Genomic DNA, 15,298 nt, shown 5'->3' on the forward strand with positions numbered 1-15,298 from the left:
AGTTGTTATAGCGTTTGTTCCCACGCTTTCTCCGATTCCTGATCGGGGAACCGACGAACGGTGGCGGCCCTATCAGGAATCGCTACACAATACACCTGTGTATGGGAACGTCCAAACACTAGTGCATGTTCGATGTGGCCGTCAACTGTCAATGCTTGTTCTTCTACTTCTTTATCCCAATTTTCCTTTGGTATTCGGGATGCTTGGTAGGAAATCGTTCAGCATTTCCTTAGACCTATAAGGCTTATGCTATCGACCAGGGAGGGTGGATGATGCGCCGCGTGCGTTACCCCATGTTGGCGGTGATTTGTGGCTCTATCGTTGGAGCATGCGCTACCTATGGCGGGCCGCCATCAACCCCGGGGCAGCCGCAGTTTGGGATCGAGCCCGGTAGCAGCGACCCTGAAACTTTCGACGTCAATGTTCGCTGGACGCCGCCTGAGCAGGGGAATATCGCCCGCTATCACTATAGTACCGGGACGGATTCTGGGCCGCGTTGGTCGGATAGTGGCGTAGTGCGTTCACCCCGTGCCGCATTGAGCGAAGTGCCACCGGATAGCGATGTGTGGTTCTGCGTGCGGGCTGAAGATGAAAGGGGCCAGGAGGGAGGTAACCGTTGTAACCGTTTTTCCACGCCGCCGTTGGCGGAGGAATTGCGCGAACAAGCGAAGAAGCGGCCGACAGCGGTCGGTATGCCGCCAAAACGCGAGTGCGACGATCCGGAGCCGGAGTGGATCTGGTGCGACGATTTCGAAGAAGACCGCATAAACGCTTATTTGAGGCATCGATGCCGCGCAAGCCCGGCGTGGGTATCGATGGGTCTACCGGTATTGTCGGTCGTTATACGCCGGACCGGTCGGAAGCCGGTAACCTAAAATTGGCCTTTGGGCGTACCCCCGCACGGTATTTCCGTCCGGTCGATAGTGGCGATAAGAATTATCGCGAAGTCTATTGGCGGATCTATGTCAAGCATCCGGAAGGGTGGCAGGGCGGTGGCGCCGATAAACTCAGTCGCGCAACCGTTCTCGCCGGTAGCGACTGGCAGCAGGCGATGATTGCGCACGTCTGGAGTGGTGCCGACAACAGCGATCGCATGTATTACCTGAAGCTCGATCCGGCCTCCGGCACCGACGAGCAGGGGCGCTTGAAAACCACCCGCTATAATGACTTCGGTAACCTGCGCTGGTTAGGGGCCGAGCATACGTCGAACGCCGTGTTCAATAGCGAGGCGCTTGGCCAGTGGCGGTGCGTGGAGGCCAAAGTTCGTCTGAACGACCCTGGCCAGTCCAATGGCCGCTTTAAGCTCTGGGTCGACGGCGAGCTAAGCGCCCAAAAAATGACCTCAACTGGTTGGGACAGTTTAATAGCTACGGTGTAAATGCGATTTTTATCGAAAACTACTGGAATGACCGTAGCCCGGTCGAGCAGGAGCGGTATATGGATAATCTCGTGGTGAGTACGGCGCCGATCGGTTGCGGTAAAGACTAAAATGCGACGACAGCCGCCTCGGCGGCATGTCGAGGATGCCGTTACTTCCCGTCTCTTCCTTCGCGGTCGTCGGCTTCCCGGTCCAAGGCGGCTCGCCATTCCATGAGTTCTTTATACCGTTTTTCTTGGCCATGCGTCGTCGGTTGGTAGAATGGCTGCCGAGCCAGCTCTGCCGGCCAGCAGTTGTGAGAATCGCCGGCGGGATAAGCGTTTGGTTCGTTATGGGCGTAGCGATAGCCTTTACCGTAATCGAGCGACTGCATCAACTTAGTTGGCGCATTGCGAATGTAAAGCGGAATATCGAAATTTGGATTTTCTGCGACGAAGCGGCGTGCCGATGCCCAGGCTTGGTCCACGGCATTGCTTTTGGGTGCGACAGCTAAATGTACCGCGGCGTGGGCGATAGCGCGCTGGCCCTCGTAATCGCCAAGCCTAAGATAGGCGTCCCAGGCGGCGATGACGAGCGGCAATGCGCGCGGATCGGCGTTGCCAACGTCTTCCGAAGCAATCGCCGTTAAGCGGCGAACGACATCTAGCGGATCGCCACCGCCCTGCACGAACCGAGCAATGTAAAGGAGTGCTGCGTCGGGGCGCGAGGAGCGGATTGATTTGTGAATCGCCGATAACAGATCGTAATAAGCGTCGCCTTGCTTATCGAAGCGGCTAGCGTGGTGGCCGATGATGGCGTGAGCCGAGTCCTCGTCCAGAACCTCCCGGCCGTTTTCCTCGCGGCAGAAATCGGCGGCGGTTTCCAGCAAGCCCAGTGCTCGACGTGCGTCGCCGCTGGCGGCTTGCGCCAGCATTCTCAATAAGTTTGCCGACGCTTCGATGCGTCGCTGGCCGAGTCCGTGTTGTTCGTCCGCCAGCGCTTGCTGGAGAATCTTGATTAAATGCTCTTCGGTCAATGGCTTAAGGACGTAGACGCGGGCGCGCGAGAGGAGTGCGGAATTAACTTCGAAAGAAGGGTTTTCGGTGGTTGCGCCGATCAAGGTCAATAAACCGGATTCGACGTGGGGGAGCAAGGCGTCCTGCTGGCTCTTGTTTAGCCGATGGATTTCGTCCAGAAACAGAATCGTTTGCCGTTGCTGGGTGAGTTCGGCACGAGCCCGCTCCACGGCGGCGCGGATATCTTTCACCCCGGCCATGACGGCTGAAAGATGTTCAAGCCGTGCATTGGAGGCATTAGCGAGGATCTCGGCCAGCGTCGTTTTGCCAACGCCCGGTGGGCCCCATAGGATCATCGAACGAACGAGCTTGGACTCGACCATCCGGCGTAACGGCTTACCCGGGCCAACTAAACTTTCTTGCCCGATATAGTCATCGAGCGTACGCGGGCGCATACGGTAGGCGAGCGGCTCGATATCGTTACTTGTGTGTTGACTGAAGAGATCCATCGGCATCTCGGAAGCTGGTGGGAGAGAGCCATACTGTAGCGAAAATTCCTTGCAGGACAAAAAGCGCAATAAAAAAGGGCCGGCAGAGCCGGCCCTTCATGTCTCAGTCGATACTTAGATTATTCGCCGCAGCCGATGCGATCGGTGCTGACAACGAAATTGTCCATGTAACGTTCCTGCTCGACCGGGCTGTGGTTGTTCCAGAAGTTTTCCAGGAATACGGAGTTGATCCCGTAGCTGTTATAGGAACCTACCCAGTTCAGGTTGGTCTGGCTGGCTTCCAGCTCGTCGTTGATCCAGAGCTGGAAGATACCGTTCGACCGGCCGGCATCGTTCAGCCGTACCCGAGCTTCCACACACTGCCACTGGCCGATGTGATTGCTATCGAATACTTGCGTTTTGCTGTGCTCAGCGCCTAACCAACGCAGGTTGGCAAAGTCGTTATAGCGCGTGGTACGCAGACCGCCGGAAGTGTTGGTGCCGGAGGCCGGGTCCAGTTTCAGACGATACTGGTTCGCGGTGTTCTGGGTACCGCTCCAGACGTGCGCGATCATCGCCTGCTGCCAGTTCCAACCCGCAAAAACCGTTGCGCGACTGAGTTTGTCGGCGCCAGCACCCCGCCAGTTCTCCGGGTGCTTAACGTATACCCGCCAGTAGACTTCACGGTAGTTCCGGGTGCCGGAGTCGACCGGCTTGAAGTAGGGGTTCGGCGTGCGGCCGAAAGCCAGCTTCAGGTTGCCCGCTTCGGCGCTACCCAGTACATATCGGCCAACGACACCGGTGGAGCCGTCAACACCGACGCCACTACGGCGCGGCATGGAGGCTTCAAAATAGGAGCTGATACGGTCTTCTTCGAAGTCGTCGCACCAAATCCATTCCGGCCGCGGGTTGTCGCATTCCCTAACCAGGCCGGCCTGACCGCCGTTGCCGATCGGGTCCGGAGTAGCGAAGCTATTACAGGCACGGCCGCCTTCTCCGCCCTCGCTGTCGAGGCTGGTCACGCAGAACCAATAGTTGCCGCCTAACGGGACGTCGTCGAATACGACTTGAGTACCGTTTGTGCTGTTATTGAAGGACCAATGGGTTCCTTGGTTGCGACCGCCGGCGAGCGTGTAGTTGGCGGCTACGCCGGATTCCGGTTTGTTCCAGCTGGCCGTTACACGGACCGTTTCGTCGCCTTCGGCAACCTCTCCAACATTGAACTCGGGACGACCTGGCCGGCTTAGTGGCTCGTTACTGCCATTGTCAGCGCCACCGTTGCCGGGGGAGCCGGAATCGGAGTCGCTGCCGCCGTTATCGGAGTCGTCGCCATCGTCGGAGCCACCGTTGCCCCCGCTGCCGCCATTGCCTCCGCTGCCGCCGTTTCCGTCATTGCCGCCGTTATTCGAATCATTGTCATTGTCGTTGTCGCCGGGCTGTTCCGGGTCGGTGGGCCGTTCGCCAGTGTCGATATCGGTGTTAAGCGTGGCGCAGCTCTCGGGGCTGGCGCTACTGGTATCGACCGCAGCTCGTACGCAGAACAAGTACTCGCCACCGAGAGGCACCGAGCGTAGAGCGGTGTAAGGCCGCGTCGTCGTTCCGTTGTCGGACCAGGCCGGTCCGCGTTGTTGCTCTACGTTAAAGACATAACCGGCAACCCTAGTGCCGGACGGGGCGGCCCAGCTTACGTCAACGTCAACTTGACCGTTCTGCGGTGTCCCAAGTTGAAAGTTGGGGGTGCCCGGCGAAGGAATGGAGCTATCCTCTTCGCTACAACCTGCTAAAGCGCCAAGCATAGCGGTAGTGAGTGCCGCATAACGGAGATTACGTGAATTGATTATGCCCATGTCTTGTTTTCCTAAACCTGTATCAGTTGTTTCGTTTCAGAGTTTTTCGGGATCGTTTTATTGTTTGTTTTTTTATGGTGGTTCCCGATTGTTCCTGATTGTGATCTTCATCATGTCTAGCCATTTACTGCTTTTTAGTGGATAAAAAAACAGGCTTTTTCGTTTGTTTATGGCCAGTAATCAATTCTGAGTCGAGACAATCGCTGCTCGTCCTCGCCCTGCCGCAGTGTTTTCCGCGGTGTTCCGCTCTGTGCGGGTGGAAGCAGTTTGGCGCTGCTTTCGAAGTGAGATGTTGAACCTGTTCACGGAAAAAGCGGGAAAATCGCACAAGAAAACAAAAAGAAAAACGAATTTTTGCCTCTAATAACGAAACGTTATAGGAGGATGAAGCTGGTATTGTTGTCTGGTTTGGTTTTTTGTCGTCTATTGAAGACAGGTAGGTTGTCGGCTTGCGGCGACGGTTTGTTGTGGGGAGGAGGGTGGTTTTTTATTTTGCCATTTAATCGGCATTTTATTTTTCGAGCTCGCCTGGTTGTGCGTTATCTTCTTGTGCAGCGCTTGTCTCCGGCAACATCCGGTGCGGGGGCGCTATCACAGTAGGGGAGGCGAGCAGCTGTAATCGGTTTTGGGTTATGGCGGCTCTACCACCGTGGAGGAGGGTGGCTTAGGGTATGGCGCACCGCCTTCCTGCGGCGTTGATAGGGGAGAGAGGGGCGAGCCTGCTCTCCCCTATTAGTCGGGTAAGGTTTCCGGTGGCTAACCTTTTAGCCGATTTGGCTGCGGATCAGACGGAACAGCTCCCGGTAGGATTTCGGCGGTTTGTTGGCTGCATATTCTTTTTTGGCGGCTCTGATCAGCTGACGTAAGCGTTGAGCATCCGCGGCGGGAAAATCGCTCATGAACTCGGCAAGTGCCGTATCGCCTTCTTCCAGTAGACGCTCGCGCCAGCGCTCTGCTTGATGATGGGCGACTACGTTGCCTTCATGCTGGTTACTCAATTGTTGTAGGGCTGTCTGGATCGGTTCCGCGTCTTCTTGGCGTAGTAGTTTGCCAATCAGTTGGAGTTGGCGGCGGCGACCGCCATGGGCCTTGATGCGTTTTGCCAGCGCAATGGCTTCTAGCAGCGCGTCGGAGAGCGGGAGCCGGTTCAACTGCTCGTTAGGTAGGGTAACCAGCTGTTCTCCGAGGTGCTTCAGCGCGTGGGCTTCGCGTTTGCGCTGGCTTCGACTGGGGCCTTCCTCGAACAGGCCGTCGTTGTCGAGATCGTCTGGTTCCATCGTGCATCTCTGCTGTAAAAGGGGCTGACCGATTGTAGCAAGATTTGTCTTGTAAACGAGAAGAGGCTTGTCTTGCGACCTATCTATATAAGACAATGCTAACTGTTGAGTATTCTTGTCCAGCTGATTGTGCTACATGCGCAGGAGGTCTTAGATGGAAGGCGGTAGCATCGCATCCAATTATTTGAATCAGTTCTTTGACGTCTTTAAGCAGGGAACTGCACAGACCCAGCAACGGATGATGAAGCAGGTTGCCGACCGACAGGCCCAAGCTGCAGATTCGATGCAAACCAATATTGAAATGATGCGCGCGCGCGTTCAGGCCGGCCAGATCGATCTCTACGCGTAAGCCTCGCTTGTATTGGTAAAGGGCTTGCCCGGCGGCAAGCCTTTTTGTAATAGGCGCTTCTTAACAGCGTCGAAGCCAGCCGGCTGCGGCTTTCGGCAACGGTGCCGAAAGCCAAAACTCGGGTAAGCGGCAAAGGTTTTTTGCTAGTTCCGGCCGAGACATTACCATTTTCCCCCGCGTTCCCGCCTTAGGCTCCTCCTGTCTTCTTTGCTCCAGCGGCGATATATACGAGCCGGTTAGTCGGCGTCGGTACGATAATGCTCGGCAAACTCGGCGGTTGGTTCGATAGGTTTGATGATATCGATCAAAACGCCGTTGGGGTCGGTGGTGATGAAATGTCGCTGGCCGAAGTCTTCGTCGCGTAGCGAGAGGAGGATCGGCAAGCCTGCCGCTTTGAGTCGGGCGTACTCAGCGTCCGGATCGGTCACTTCAAAGTTAATAATAAGGCCGCCGACCTGCCCCCGAGCTGTCTCGGGTACCGTCTCATGCGCCCCATTAAGTACGGCGAGATTAACCGCGGGGTCGATGGTCGATTGCAAGTGCGCGTACCAATCGATGTGAAAAACGGTTTGGAAGTAAAAGTGGCGAACGTAGAAATCGGCGGTGCCGGTGACGTCGTCCGTCATTATGACGGGATAATAGCTGGTGATCTGCATGGCGCTTTTCCTCACGAAGATAAAAACATACAATGTGTACGTACTGGTTAATATTACATACAGGCTGAATGTATGCAAATGAAAGTTAGGCGTCGTTCCAACCGAGAACGAAGGGAAGCGACCAAAGCGGCGCTGTTACGTGCCGCGCGCGAGTTCTTTGTTAGTAAAGGCTTTGCAGAAACCGGTACTCCGGAAATCGTCGCAGCAGCGGGAGTGACCCGGGGGGCGCTGTATCATCACTTCGCTGATAAGAAAGCGCTATTCGATGCCGTCGTGGAGGAGGAAGCTGCTAGCGTCGCCGAGGCTATAGAGCAGGCATCGCCGGATGCGCTATCGGCGCGCGAGGCGTTGCTTCGGGGCGGAGAGGCTTTTCTCGATGCCATCCGAGAGCGCGGCCGAACGCGGCTGTTGCTACTGGATGGGCCGGCCGTGTTAGGTAGAGCGCGAATGGATGAAATCGATGCCGCTTATGGAGGGCGGACCTTGGAGGAAGGGCTTGCCGCGGCGATGGAAGAGAAAAGCATGCCGCATCTGCCGCTTGCGGCCATAGCGGCTATGTTGTCGGCGGCGTTCGATCGGGCCGCGTTAGCGATAGATTCCGGTGCCGACGCACAAGCGTATCGAGAAGGCCTAGTGGCATTGATCGATGGGGTCGTAGGCGGAAGCGGCCAAGAACGATAAGCGATAATTTCGCTACCATACGCTGCGGCACGAGTCCGACGGCAAGCAAGCTTCGGGTGGCTAATCCAGACAACTGCACTTTTTCGCATATCGCTGGCCATTATCGACGAGTAGATATCCATCGACCGGATCACTCGTCATAGGGTTCATTCGTACGTGGCGCGCTCGGTGCCTGTTCGTCCAGCGACCGCCGGTACCGAATACAGCCTTGTAGAAACACAGGCCACTCCGGTACGGCTGGAATCGGATCAGTTTTTTCCGGCAGCAATGCCCACAGCGCAGGGTGGTGCCAACAAAGGTCATGACCCGTTGCATCGCGATGCCGACGAATTCCGCGGCGTAGCTTTTTGATTTCCAACAAAAGTTCGGCGCGGGTCATTTGTTCGAGGTCTTCGTCCATGACATTCCTCCACAAACGGTACCGCCTACTCGATACGGGCCGGCGGCCCGTCGAGCGGCTTATGAACGTCGCCCGACAAAGCGGGGTATTCCGGTCGCCTCCGTTTCGCGCGTCGCGCATGGTGGCGGACTCGATACCGCCGGCCATCCGACCATAAATGAGGCGAGGGGCTCCTTGCGTCCGCGATGAAGCTCGCTGGATGTTGCGCCGCTTCTACGGCCTACTATTCTTCCTGGGGGTTACGCCGGAAGTTGCCAGGGGCCTGTCGCTCTGCGAAAGCTCCAGCTCGCTTTGATATCGCTATACAACGCATTTCTAATGCTTATTCCAGAATCGATCGCGCAGCTTGCGCTTGGCTACTTTACCGTTATCGTCGCGGGGTAGTGCCGTTACCAAGCGAATATCGCGTGGAACCTTGTAGTTGGCTAGCCGTTGCGACAAGTATGTACGGAGTGTGGCAGGTTCCAGTTGTAGTCCGTCTGCCGGCTGTACGAGGCCAAGTAGCGATTCGCCGTATTCTTCGTCAGGTACACCCAGGATGGCGCAGTCGGCGACTTCGGGAAGCTCCAGCAGGGCGTTTTCGATCTCGGCCGGGTAAATATTTACGCCGCCGGAAATGACCATGTCCGCCGCTCGGTCGCAAACGTAGAGGTAGCCTGCTTCGTCGCGATAGCCCATATCGCCCACGGTGGCGAGCTCGCCGTGAGCGGCTTTAGCGCGGGCCTCCGGGTTGTTGTGATACGTGAAGTCGGAAAAGGCGGGTTGGCGTCCATAGATAATGCCGATCTCGTTCGCCTCGCACTCGCGGCCGTCTTCCCGCAGGATCTTTATTTGAGCGCCGGTGATCGGCAGCCCAACGCTACCCGGTTTACGGCGCGCACCTTGCGGGTCTTGAACCGTTAGCATGCCGGTTTCGCTGGAAGCGTAAGTCTCGTAGATGACGTCGCCCCACCAGTCGAGCATGGCCCGCTTAACTTCCGGTGCGCAGGGCGCGCCTGTGGAGGCGACGAAACGCACCGATGAGAGGTCATAGCGTTGCCGAACCGCCGCCGGAAGGCGCAGTAAGCGAACGTACATTATGGGGACGAGATAAACCGTGGTAATACGGTGGCGTTCGATCAGTGCCAGTAACTGCTCCGGTTCGAAGCGCGGCATTAGTACTAGCAGATCGCCCAGTTGTAGCGTTTGTTGCGTCATGGAGCTGGGGGCACTGTGATAGAGTGGGGCTGGCATTAGCGTGCGAACGCCGGGCTCCACGCCCCAGGCCTCGGCGGAGAGTTGCTGTAGCAATGGCAGTTGCTCCGGTGTCAGCGGTAGCCGCCTTACCCCTTTCGGGCGGCCGGTCGTCCCGGAGGTATAAGCCATGTGGCCACGCGGGGCGCGCTCCGGTCCATCGTAAAGCGGTTGCGTTTGTAACCAATGTTCGTAGCTGCGCGGTGTCGCAGCGGGGGCGTCGGTCACGAGCACCGTCAGGTTGTCGGGTACCGCCGGGGCAATGCTGGCCAGTAAGTCGGACTGTATAATCAGTACTTTAGCGCCGGAATCCTGTAGCAGATAACGTGCTTCTTCCGTCTTGAAATGCCAGTTGATCGGGCAGTAGTAAATTCCCGCGGTACGGCATGCCATGATGACGTCAAGGTAGACAGGATCGTTGCGAAGCATGAGTGCGATGACGTCGCCTTCCTCTACCCCTAACTGCGTTAGTCCGCCTGCCAGCCTTAATCCGCGTTGCCTAACTTCGTCGGCTGAACGGTGCAGATTTTCGAATATAAGAGCGGCTGTCATAGGGTGTCTCCTCCGTCCGCCACGATCACGCTGTGTTTTAAAGCAGCGAGTCGTGCATGTTTTGTTATAGCGCGTCGATAATCTACTAATGAATAAACTATAGGACGTGTTTGTCTGTGCCGACAATGCGAGGCATGAGTTATGGTGCGTAACGATCGGCTTGGTTTAAGCTCACTGTTCGTCGTGCGATATGGTGGTTCCTATGTCTGCGTTTCTGCATCGCTTATTTCTCTTCCTGTATCGGCCCCGGTTCGTCGTGTTCAGTCTACTGAGCGTGATGCTATATGCCGCGCCGGCTAGTGCGGCGGCGGAGCCGGAGAGCAACTGGCTGAATGTGGTGCGTAAGACCCCCTATTGGGCGAGCCAGGGCGTAGCGGAGAACCTCGCCACTATTCGCAGTTGGGTCTTGTTGGGGGAGGGGTATTGTGGCGAGTCTCGCCGACATTTGTTGTTCGACCATCGTGCACGGTTTCTAGCCTACATCGACGATGCGGATAGCCGCGAGGCGACTATCGACCGGCTTAACGATACGCGACAGCGCTTAGTGCAACAGGAGCGTGCCGCTTACTGGAGCCGTGGCAGTGCGAACAGCCGCGGTTACCCGTTAGCCTTGGCGTGCCATCAACCCGATGCCGACATGGCGGTGGCGATCGCCCGGCTAACGGGGGCGACCGACGAGTACAGGATTTGGGGGACATGGGACGGTATTCGTGTCGGCGAGCCCGATAGCCAGGTTTCGCTGGTCGAGTTGTTTCGCATAGTGTACGAGCATCGTAAAGCGCAAGGGCGGTTTACGTTCCCGGATGGCGTGATGCCTACGTTTTTGGGTAAGACCATCATTGAAAGCGGCGGCCAGAAAGATGCCTTGTCGCCGCAGGCAGCCCGAGGAATCATGCAGCTTAGGCCCGAAGTTCTTGATGACTGCGAGATTCCGGAACGATATCGGCTGCATCGTATCGCTCAGGTCGATTGCGCTCTACGGCTCGTAGAGCAGAATCACCGCAATTTGCGGGAACCGTTTATGGCCGTTTTCGGCGCAATGGCCACCGAGAAGCGCGAACAACTCTACGGTTTCCTTCTCACGCAGTCTTACCAGATCGGCGTTGGTCGCACTATCGAGCTGCTAGAAGACGACGAGTTGGGAAGAGCGGCTCGTTACTTCGCGGCTAACGATCAAAACTTCAGTGCCGGAGATATTCAAGTCGGCCTTATTTTTCATAATATGGGGCGCCGGGATATAGGGCTGCGTACGCTGTACTACGTGACGGATGCCCGTATCGCCCGTGAAGCGTTGTGCGCGAGTGCAGCAATGAAGGACGACCCTTGGTGCGCGGCGCCTTAGCGAGGAGGCAAAAGGCGGGCAACATGCTATCCATTAAAGTGTGTCGCATGTTGCCCCGCGGGCAGGGGGCGCCCGGGCGCACCGCTAGCGTGTGCCCGTGCGGTGGTAGTTTGCGTCGTCTACCTTGGGCGCGCTAAGCGATGAAAATTGAGCCTTAATTTGCTCGGCTTGTTCCTGAAGCTTCTCCATTGGCGTGGCAAACCCGAAGATTCCGGTAAAGTGTAGAAACATCCGATAGCCGAATTTGAACGCATCGCCGCGCTTGCGGGGGATGAGATGCAGGTGGGCGTGCGGAATGTGCTGGTTGGTAGCTTTGCCGTCGTTGACCAGTAAATGGGTGCCTTCCACGCCGAAGCCCGCCTTGCGTTGCGCGGCCAACAGAAAGTCGTATACCCGGTAGAGATGTTGTCGCGTCTGTGCGTCGAGTTCTTCTAGCTTTTCTACGTGCTGTTTCGGAATTAAAAGCACATGCGCGTCGCCTAGCGGGTGAATATCCATGAACGCAAAGGATAGATCGTCCTCGTAGACCTGTGCGCAACGTTCCGAGCCGGCGATAATTTTACAAAAAAGGCAATCCATGGCGGCAATGCTCTCCTGCTACTTTACGTGGTTATCGGCGGGGCGAGTGTCGGCTACCAGACTACTATCTTCCTCCGCAGGAGGCGAGTTTGCGAAGGCACGCTCGAGAACCCAGCGGTCACGCAGAAACTCCTTGTCCGCCATCAGCCTCGCCAGTTTAGGCAAATTGCAGAAGGGAACCGCGGGATAAGCATGGTGTTCGACGTGATAGTTGATGTTTGCCCATATAAGCCCGAATAAACGGCTCGTTACGGTGATGGTGTTCTTGGCTAGGTCGAGCCGTCCTTCGTCGTCGGACGGCAGCGTCGCCATAGGGTAATGTTCGTAGCCGCGCGAGATGGGATTGATCACCAGTGCGAGCAATAGCAGCGGCAACACGAAGATCAGCACAAACTCATAGATTAAACCTTGCCAGATAAAGAGTGCGAACAAAGCAACAGCGATGGTGAGATTGACGGCCAGCTCGGCCAGTACGGCATTGCGTACCTTATTGCCGTAGCGCACCATCGAAAGGTAGGTAAAGCGCGGTACGAACAGAGCAATGCGCACAAATAGCCACTTTACGCCGTCCGTGTAGTGCCATTCGTCGGGGTCTTTCTCCGGATCGCCGAGGTAACGGTGGTGTCGCTTATGACATTCCGTGAAAGCCGTGTACGGAAAGACGATGAAGGCTGCCAGCGCGCGACCGAACCATTTGTTTAACGTGCGCGAGCGGAACGCGCTCTGATGACCGCAGTCGTGTTGTAGCACCGTGAAGGTATGTAGCTGGTTGCCCATGATGAGCACCGCGACGATATGCACTAGTATCGAGTCGGTGAAAGCGATGAGTAAGGCGCATGCGAACCACACGGCCAGATGGATGGTAAGTGCCAGTAGAAATTTCTCCGGTACAGGTTTCAGCAGCGCGAGTAGTTCCGCGTTGCGGTCCTTGGCGACTTTGAGATCCGCCCGTTTTGCTAAACGGATTTCGTCTTGCGCAGCCAGCAGGTCTGTTCTGTCCATCGTGTAGACCTCGTCGGGATTAATGGGTTATTCGATTTGTAAGCGAACTTCATCTGTTAACGGGCGGCCAACGCACATCAGTGCCTGACCCATTTGCAGCTCGCTTTTGGAAAGGCCGTGACCTTCTTCCATAGCCACCTCGCCAGCCAGCTTTTTACAGACGCAGGCTGTACAGAAGCCGCTTCGGCACGAAAACGGCGGTTCGACGCCGTTGGCTAGCGCGGCTTCCAGAATCGTTTGCTCAGGCAAGACTTGGAAGCTGAACTCCTGGCCGTTCATCTGCAGCGAGACTTTCTTCGGTGTGTTCGGTACGTCGGTATTGCCGGAGCCGGTTTTCTGTCTCGCTGTGACAAAGCGCTCGCAGTGGACGCTAGGTTCGGGGACTTGGAGTTCGGTAAGTGCCTCGAGTGCTTGCTCCATTAGCCCTGACGGGCCGCACAGGTAATATTCAACCGGTTGCTCCGACTGCCGTTGCAGAGAAGAGAATAGTTCTGTGGCGCCTTGGTGGGTGAGCCGGTTGGCCGGTTGGTCAGGCTGCGGTTGGGAAAAGATGTGCCGAATCGCTAGTCGGCCGGGAAACTGTGTCTGAAGCTTCGTTAACTTGTCGCGGAAGATGACGGATTCCGGTGTGCGATTGCAGTAAACCAGCGACACATAGCTGCCCGGCTCGAAATGCAACGCGCTTTTTAGGATCGAAAACAGCGGGGAGATTCCGCTGCCGCCGGCAAATAGCACCAAGTGTCGCGGCTGCCGAGGGCTTGGAGTATGGACGAACGAGCCTTGGGCGCCGAATGTTTTTACGCTGTCGCCGGCGCTCAATGCGTGCACGAACTGCGTCGATACCTTGCCGCCTTGGACCCGCTTGACGGTGATCGACAGGTGTTTATCGATGCCGGGCGTGCTACTTAGAGAGTAGGCCCGGCACACGCGGCCATCGCCGGTATCCACTTCGAAGCTTAGATACTGACCTGCCGAGTAGCTGATTTTGCGCAGTAACGGCTGTTTGAAATGAATGGTAACGGCGTCATCGGTTTCAGGTTCGATGGCCACGACTTTCAAATTCTGTAACTTCTTCATAAGTCGGTTCCGGCTTGCCTAGGCAGCAGCGTTTTTTGTCAACGTGTGCCGGTGGAAATCCTTTTCTTGTTCGGCTATCGGTGCCGGTTGTACGCGCTGTTTCAGCAGCTCTACCTTTTCCGCGTGCGACATCGGCTCCCACCAGTCGAGCTTGGCAGCTAGCGTGTCGAAACGGCGCAACATCATGAGTAAGAACAGATCCAGCACACTGAGGTCGCGGAAAACCATCGAGCGGGAAGCCTTCATTTCCGGTTTGATCTTTTCGAACAGGGCGGGCGACTCCGACCAATGCACGTTCGCCCAGTGGTGATGGCACACGTGATAGCCCTCGTTCAGCACATTGACGGGTGTTTCCAGAAGGGTCGTCGTGTTGCACATGAAATCCTTAGGATCTTGTTGTCCGCCGTAGAAGGCGTGCTGCGCCCAGTGGATGACGCCCATTAGAAAGTTGCTGGCACCCCAGGGTATGAGCATGTACAGCACCGCGATTTGCCAGCTGTACAGCGCCAGCAAGGCGAGTAAGCCGAAGTAGATCAGGTTGCCCATCACCATACTGCGCATCTGGGCCGTCTTACGTCGGCTTTTGAAGTACAAGTATGGAGAGATCATGAATTGCTGGTACATAACCTCGCGCACCATATAGACCATGAAGTGCCAAGCGTTGGCGTGGTTGTAGCGTGCGGTGGCATAGATATCGAGCGGGCCGGTGTTTTCGCGGTGATGCTGCTGCAGATGGGCGGTCGCGTGCGGCACCAAACCTAGTGGTACGGCAAAGAAAATGTAGAGGAATGTGTTGCCGGTCCAGGTCTCGCAGCGGCTATCGCCCTTGAAAATGCCGCCGCGGCGGTGCCCTTCTTGATGCATGGCGCTGAAGGAGCGTACGAAAGCGCGGATATTTGGCCCGTAAACGAATGCGTAGAAGGCCAGTACCAGCGGCCAGACAATCTCTTGTAGGACAAGTTGCAGCCCGAGTACCGGAAAGGCCGTGAGCCCAAGCGTAATAGCGGCTGCCAGGATAGGTTCGTCGCGCGGGTCTTTCAGAATTCGGTTCGCAAGCCGCTGTACGAGGGCGTGATAACGCTCGACAATCCCGTTGCCGAGCGTGGCCAGCCCAGGTATGAGCGCAAGTAACCGGCGGCCGCCTTGCAAAAGGATGGACAGCAACAAAATGGCGCCGGCGGCCACTGTGTTAAAGGCCACTAAGACGGCGAATACCGGCAGCAATAAGGCATGAAGCAGTGGATTAACGTTGCCGGGACGCTTTGGATAGAGGCTAGCGTTGTATAGGGACATGCGCAGGTCAGGCTCTTGTTCGATAAGCATGCCGCTTTGGCCGACTGTAATTCCTGCCAAAGCGGCTCTTTGTTGGGCATAAATTGTTGTAGTCCGTAGGCATGTGCTTGGCGATAGTCGGCGCAGGGTTGGCCGCGGTGAGCGGATAA

15 protein-coding genes are annotated in these 15,298 nt (G+C 56.6%); 5 read left to right on the plus strand and 10 right to left on the minus strand.

The genetic code is table 11. The features are described from left to right. Positions 1-269: 269 nt before the first annotated feature. Entirely contained in the window at positions 270-875 is a 606-nt protein-coding gene (locus tag CAI21_RS10585) for a fibronectin type III domain-containing protein (RefSeq protein WP_116302259.1), read from the plus strand. Positions 876-877: 2 nt separating this feature from the next. Further along, positions 878-1,378 (plus strand): hypothetical protein, encoded by a 501-nt coding sequence (locus CAI21_RS10590; protein WP_116302260.1) that lies wholly within the window; start codon positions 878-880, stop codon positions 1,376-1,378. Between the two features lie 151 nt (positions 1,379-1,529). Here the strand turns inward: CAI21_RS10590 and CAI21_RS10595 are convergent, their stop codons facing one another. The 3 genes from CAI21_RS10595 to yjgA form a co-directional block, all read right to left on the minus strand. Continuing rightward, entirely contained in the window at positions 1,530-2,882 is a 1,353-nt protein-coding gene (locus CAI21_RS10595) for a replication-associated recombination protein A (protein WP_116302261.1), read from the minus strand. Positions 2,883-3,001: 119 nt separating this feature from the next. After that, on the minus strand, positions 3,002-4,708 hold the full coding sequence (locus CAI21_RS10600; protein ID WP_116302262.1) for a polysaccharide lyase: 1,707 nt from the start codon (positions 4,706-4,708) through the stop codon (positions 3,002-3,004). A gap of 764 nt (positions 4,709-5,472) precedes the next feature. Beyond that, complete coding sequence (yjgA, locus tag CAI21_RS10605; RefSeq protein WP_116302263.1) at positions 5,473-5,985, minus strand: ribosome biogenesis factor YjgA; 513 nt, start codon at positions 5,983-5,985, stop codon at positions 5,473-5,475. A 154-nt stretch (positions 5,986-6,139) separates the two neighbouring features. Between yjgA and CAI21_RS10610 the strand changes: the two genes are divergently transcribed. Then, entirely contained in the window at positions 6,140-6,334 is a 195-nt protein-coding gene (locus CAI21_RS10610) for a hypothetical protein (RefSeq protein ID WP_116302264.1), read from the plus strand. A gap of 236 nt (positions 6,335-6,570) precedes the next feature. Here CAI21_RS10610 and CAI21_RS10615 read toward each other — a convergent pair whose 3' ends face one another. Further along, a complete protein-coding gene (locus tag CAI21_RS10615) occupies positions 6,571-6,990 on the minus strand; it encodes a VOC family protein (RefSeq protein WP_116302265.1) in 420 nt (139 codons plus the stop codon). Between the two features lie 72 nt (positions 6,991-7,062). Between CAI21_RS10615 and CAI21_RS10620 the strand changes: the two genes are divergently transcribed. Then, positions 7,063-7,671, plus strand: coding sequence for a TetR/AcrR family transcriptional regulator (locus CAI21_RS10620; protein WP_116302266.1), 609 nt, complete (start codon positions 7,063-7,065; stop codon positions 7,669-7,671). A 130-nt stretch (positions 7,672-7,801) separates the two neighbouring features. Here CAI21_RS10620 and CAI21_RS10625 read toward each other — a convergent pair whose 3' ends face one another. Further along, positions 7,802-8,071, minus strand: a complete 270-nt coding sequence (locus CAI21_RS10625; protein WP_116302324.1) for a hypothetical protein — start codon at positions 8,069-8,071, stop codon at positions 7,802-7,804. Positions 8,072-8,386: 315 nt separating this feature from the next. Further along, positions 8,387-9,856 (minus strand): AMP-binding protein, encoded by a 1,470-nt coding sequence (locus CAI21_RS10630; protein WP_116302267.1) that lies wholly within the window; start codon positions 9,854-9,856, stop codon positions 8,387-8,389. Positions 9,857-10,058: 202 nt separating this feature from the next. Here CAI21_RS10630 and CAI21_RS10635 point away from each other — a divergent pair, with 202 nt between their 5' ends. Then, complete coding sequence (locus tag CAI21_RS10635; RefSeq protein WP_147305093.1) at positions 10,059-11,198, plus strand: hypothetical protein; 1,140 nt, start codon at positions 10,059-10,061, stop codon at positions 11,196-11,198. 84 nt (positions 11,199-11,282) lie between these two features. Here the strand turns inward: CAI21_RS10635 and CAI21_RS10640 are convergent, their stop codons facing one another. From CAI21_RS10640 to CAI21_RS10655, 4 genes are read right to left on the minus strand one after another with little or no spacing between them, the layout of a single operon-like run. Next, on the minus strand, positions 11,283-11,777 hold the full coding sequence (locus tag CAI21_RS10640; RefSeq protein ID WP_116302269.1) for an HIT family protein: 495 nt from the start codon (positions 11,775-11,777) through the stop codon (positions 11,283-11,285). Between the two features lie 18 nt (positions 11,778-11,795). Further along, positions 11,796-12,779 carry a fatty acid desaturase family protein gene (locus CAI21_RS10645; RefSeq protein ID WP_116302270.1) on the minus strand — a complete coding sequence of 328 codons (984 nt, stop codon included), beginning with the start codon at positions 12,777-12,779 and terminating at the stop codon, positions 11,796-11,798. Between the two features lie 27 nt (positions 12,780-12,806). Then, on the minus strand, positions 12,807-13,856 hold the full coding sequence (locus CAI21_RS10650; RefSeq protein ID WP_116302271.1) for a ferredoxin--NADP reductase: 1,050 nt from the start codon (positions 13,854-13,856) through the stop codon (positions 12,807-12,809). A gap of 18 nt (positions 13,857-13,874) precedes the next feature. Continuing rightward, the gene (locus CAI21_RS10655; protein ID WP_220347959.1) at positions 13,875-15,209 is read right to left on the minus strand and encodes a fatty acid desaturase; all 1,335 of its coding nucleotides are present in this window, start codon (positions 15,207-15,209) and stop codon (positions 13,875-13,877) included. Between the last annotated feature and the right edge of the window lie 89 nt (positions 15,210-15,298).

Source organism: Alkalilimnicola ehrlichii, from assembly GCF_003399765.1.
Lineage (GTDB): Bacteria > Pseudomonadota > Gammaproteobacteria > Nitrococcales > AK92 > AK92.

Bases quoted from the DNA above. Each gene is read 5' to 3' on its own strand.
- CAI21_RS10585 (WP_116302259.1), top strand. From the start codon at position 270: ATGATGCGCCGCGTGCGTTACCCCATGTTGGCGGTGATTTGTGGCTCT.
- CAI21_RS10595 (WP_116302261.1), bottom strand. From the start codon at position 2,882: ATGGATCTCTTCAGTCAACACACAAGTAACGATATCGAGCCGCTCGCC.
- CAI21_RS10600 (WP_116302262.1), bottom strand. From the start codon at position 4,708: ATGGGCATAATCAATTCACGTAATCTCCGTTATGCGGCACTCACTACC.
- yjgA (WP_116302263.1), bottom strand. From the start codon at position 5,985: ATGGAACCAGACGATCTCGACAACGACGGCCTGTTCGAGGAAGGCCCC.
- CAI21_RS10610 (WP_116302264.1), top strand. From the start codon at position 6,140: ATGGAAGGCGGTAGCATCGCATCCAATTATTTGAATCAGTTCTTTGAC.
- CAI21_RS10615 (WP_116302265.1), bottom strand. From the start codon at position 6,990: ATGCAGATCACCAGCTATTATCCCGTCATAATGACGGACGACGTCACC.
- CAI21_RS10620 (WP_116302266.1), top strand. From the start codon at position 7,063: ATGCAAATGAAAGTTAGGCGTCGTTCCAACCGAGAACGAAGGGAAGCG.
- CAI21_RS10625 (WP_116302324.1), bottom strand. From the start codon at position 8,071: ATGGACGAAGACCTCGAACAAATGACCCGCGCCGAACTTTTGTTGGAA.
- CAI21_RS10630 (WP_116302267.1), bottom strand. From the start codon at position 9,856: ATGACAGCCGCTCTTATATTCGAAAATCTGCACCGTTCAGCCGACGAA.
- CAI21_RS10635 (WP_147305093.1), top strand. From the start codon at position 10,059: ATGTCTGCGTTTCTGCATCGCTTATTTCTCTTCCTGTATCGGCCCCGG.
- CAI21_RS10640 (WP_116302269.1), bottom strand. From the start codon at position 11,777: ATGGATTGCCTTTTTTGTAAAATTATCGCCGGCTCGGAACGTTGCGCA.
- CAI21_RS10645 (WP_116302270.1), bottom strand. From the start codon at position 12,779: ATGGACAGAACAGACCTGCTGGCTGCGCAAGACGAAATCCGTTTAGCA.
- CAI21_RS10650 (WP_116302271.1), bottom strand. From the start codon at position 13,856: ATGAAGAAGTTACAGAATTTGAAAGTCGTGGCCATCGAACCTGAAACC.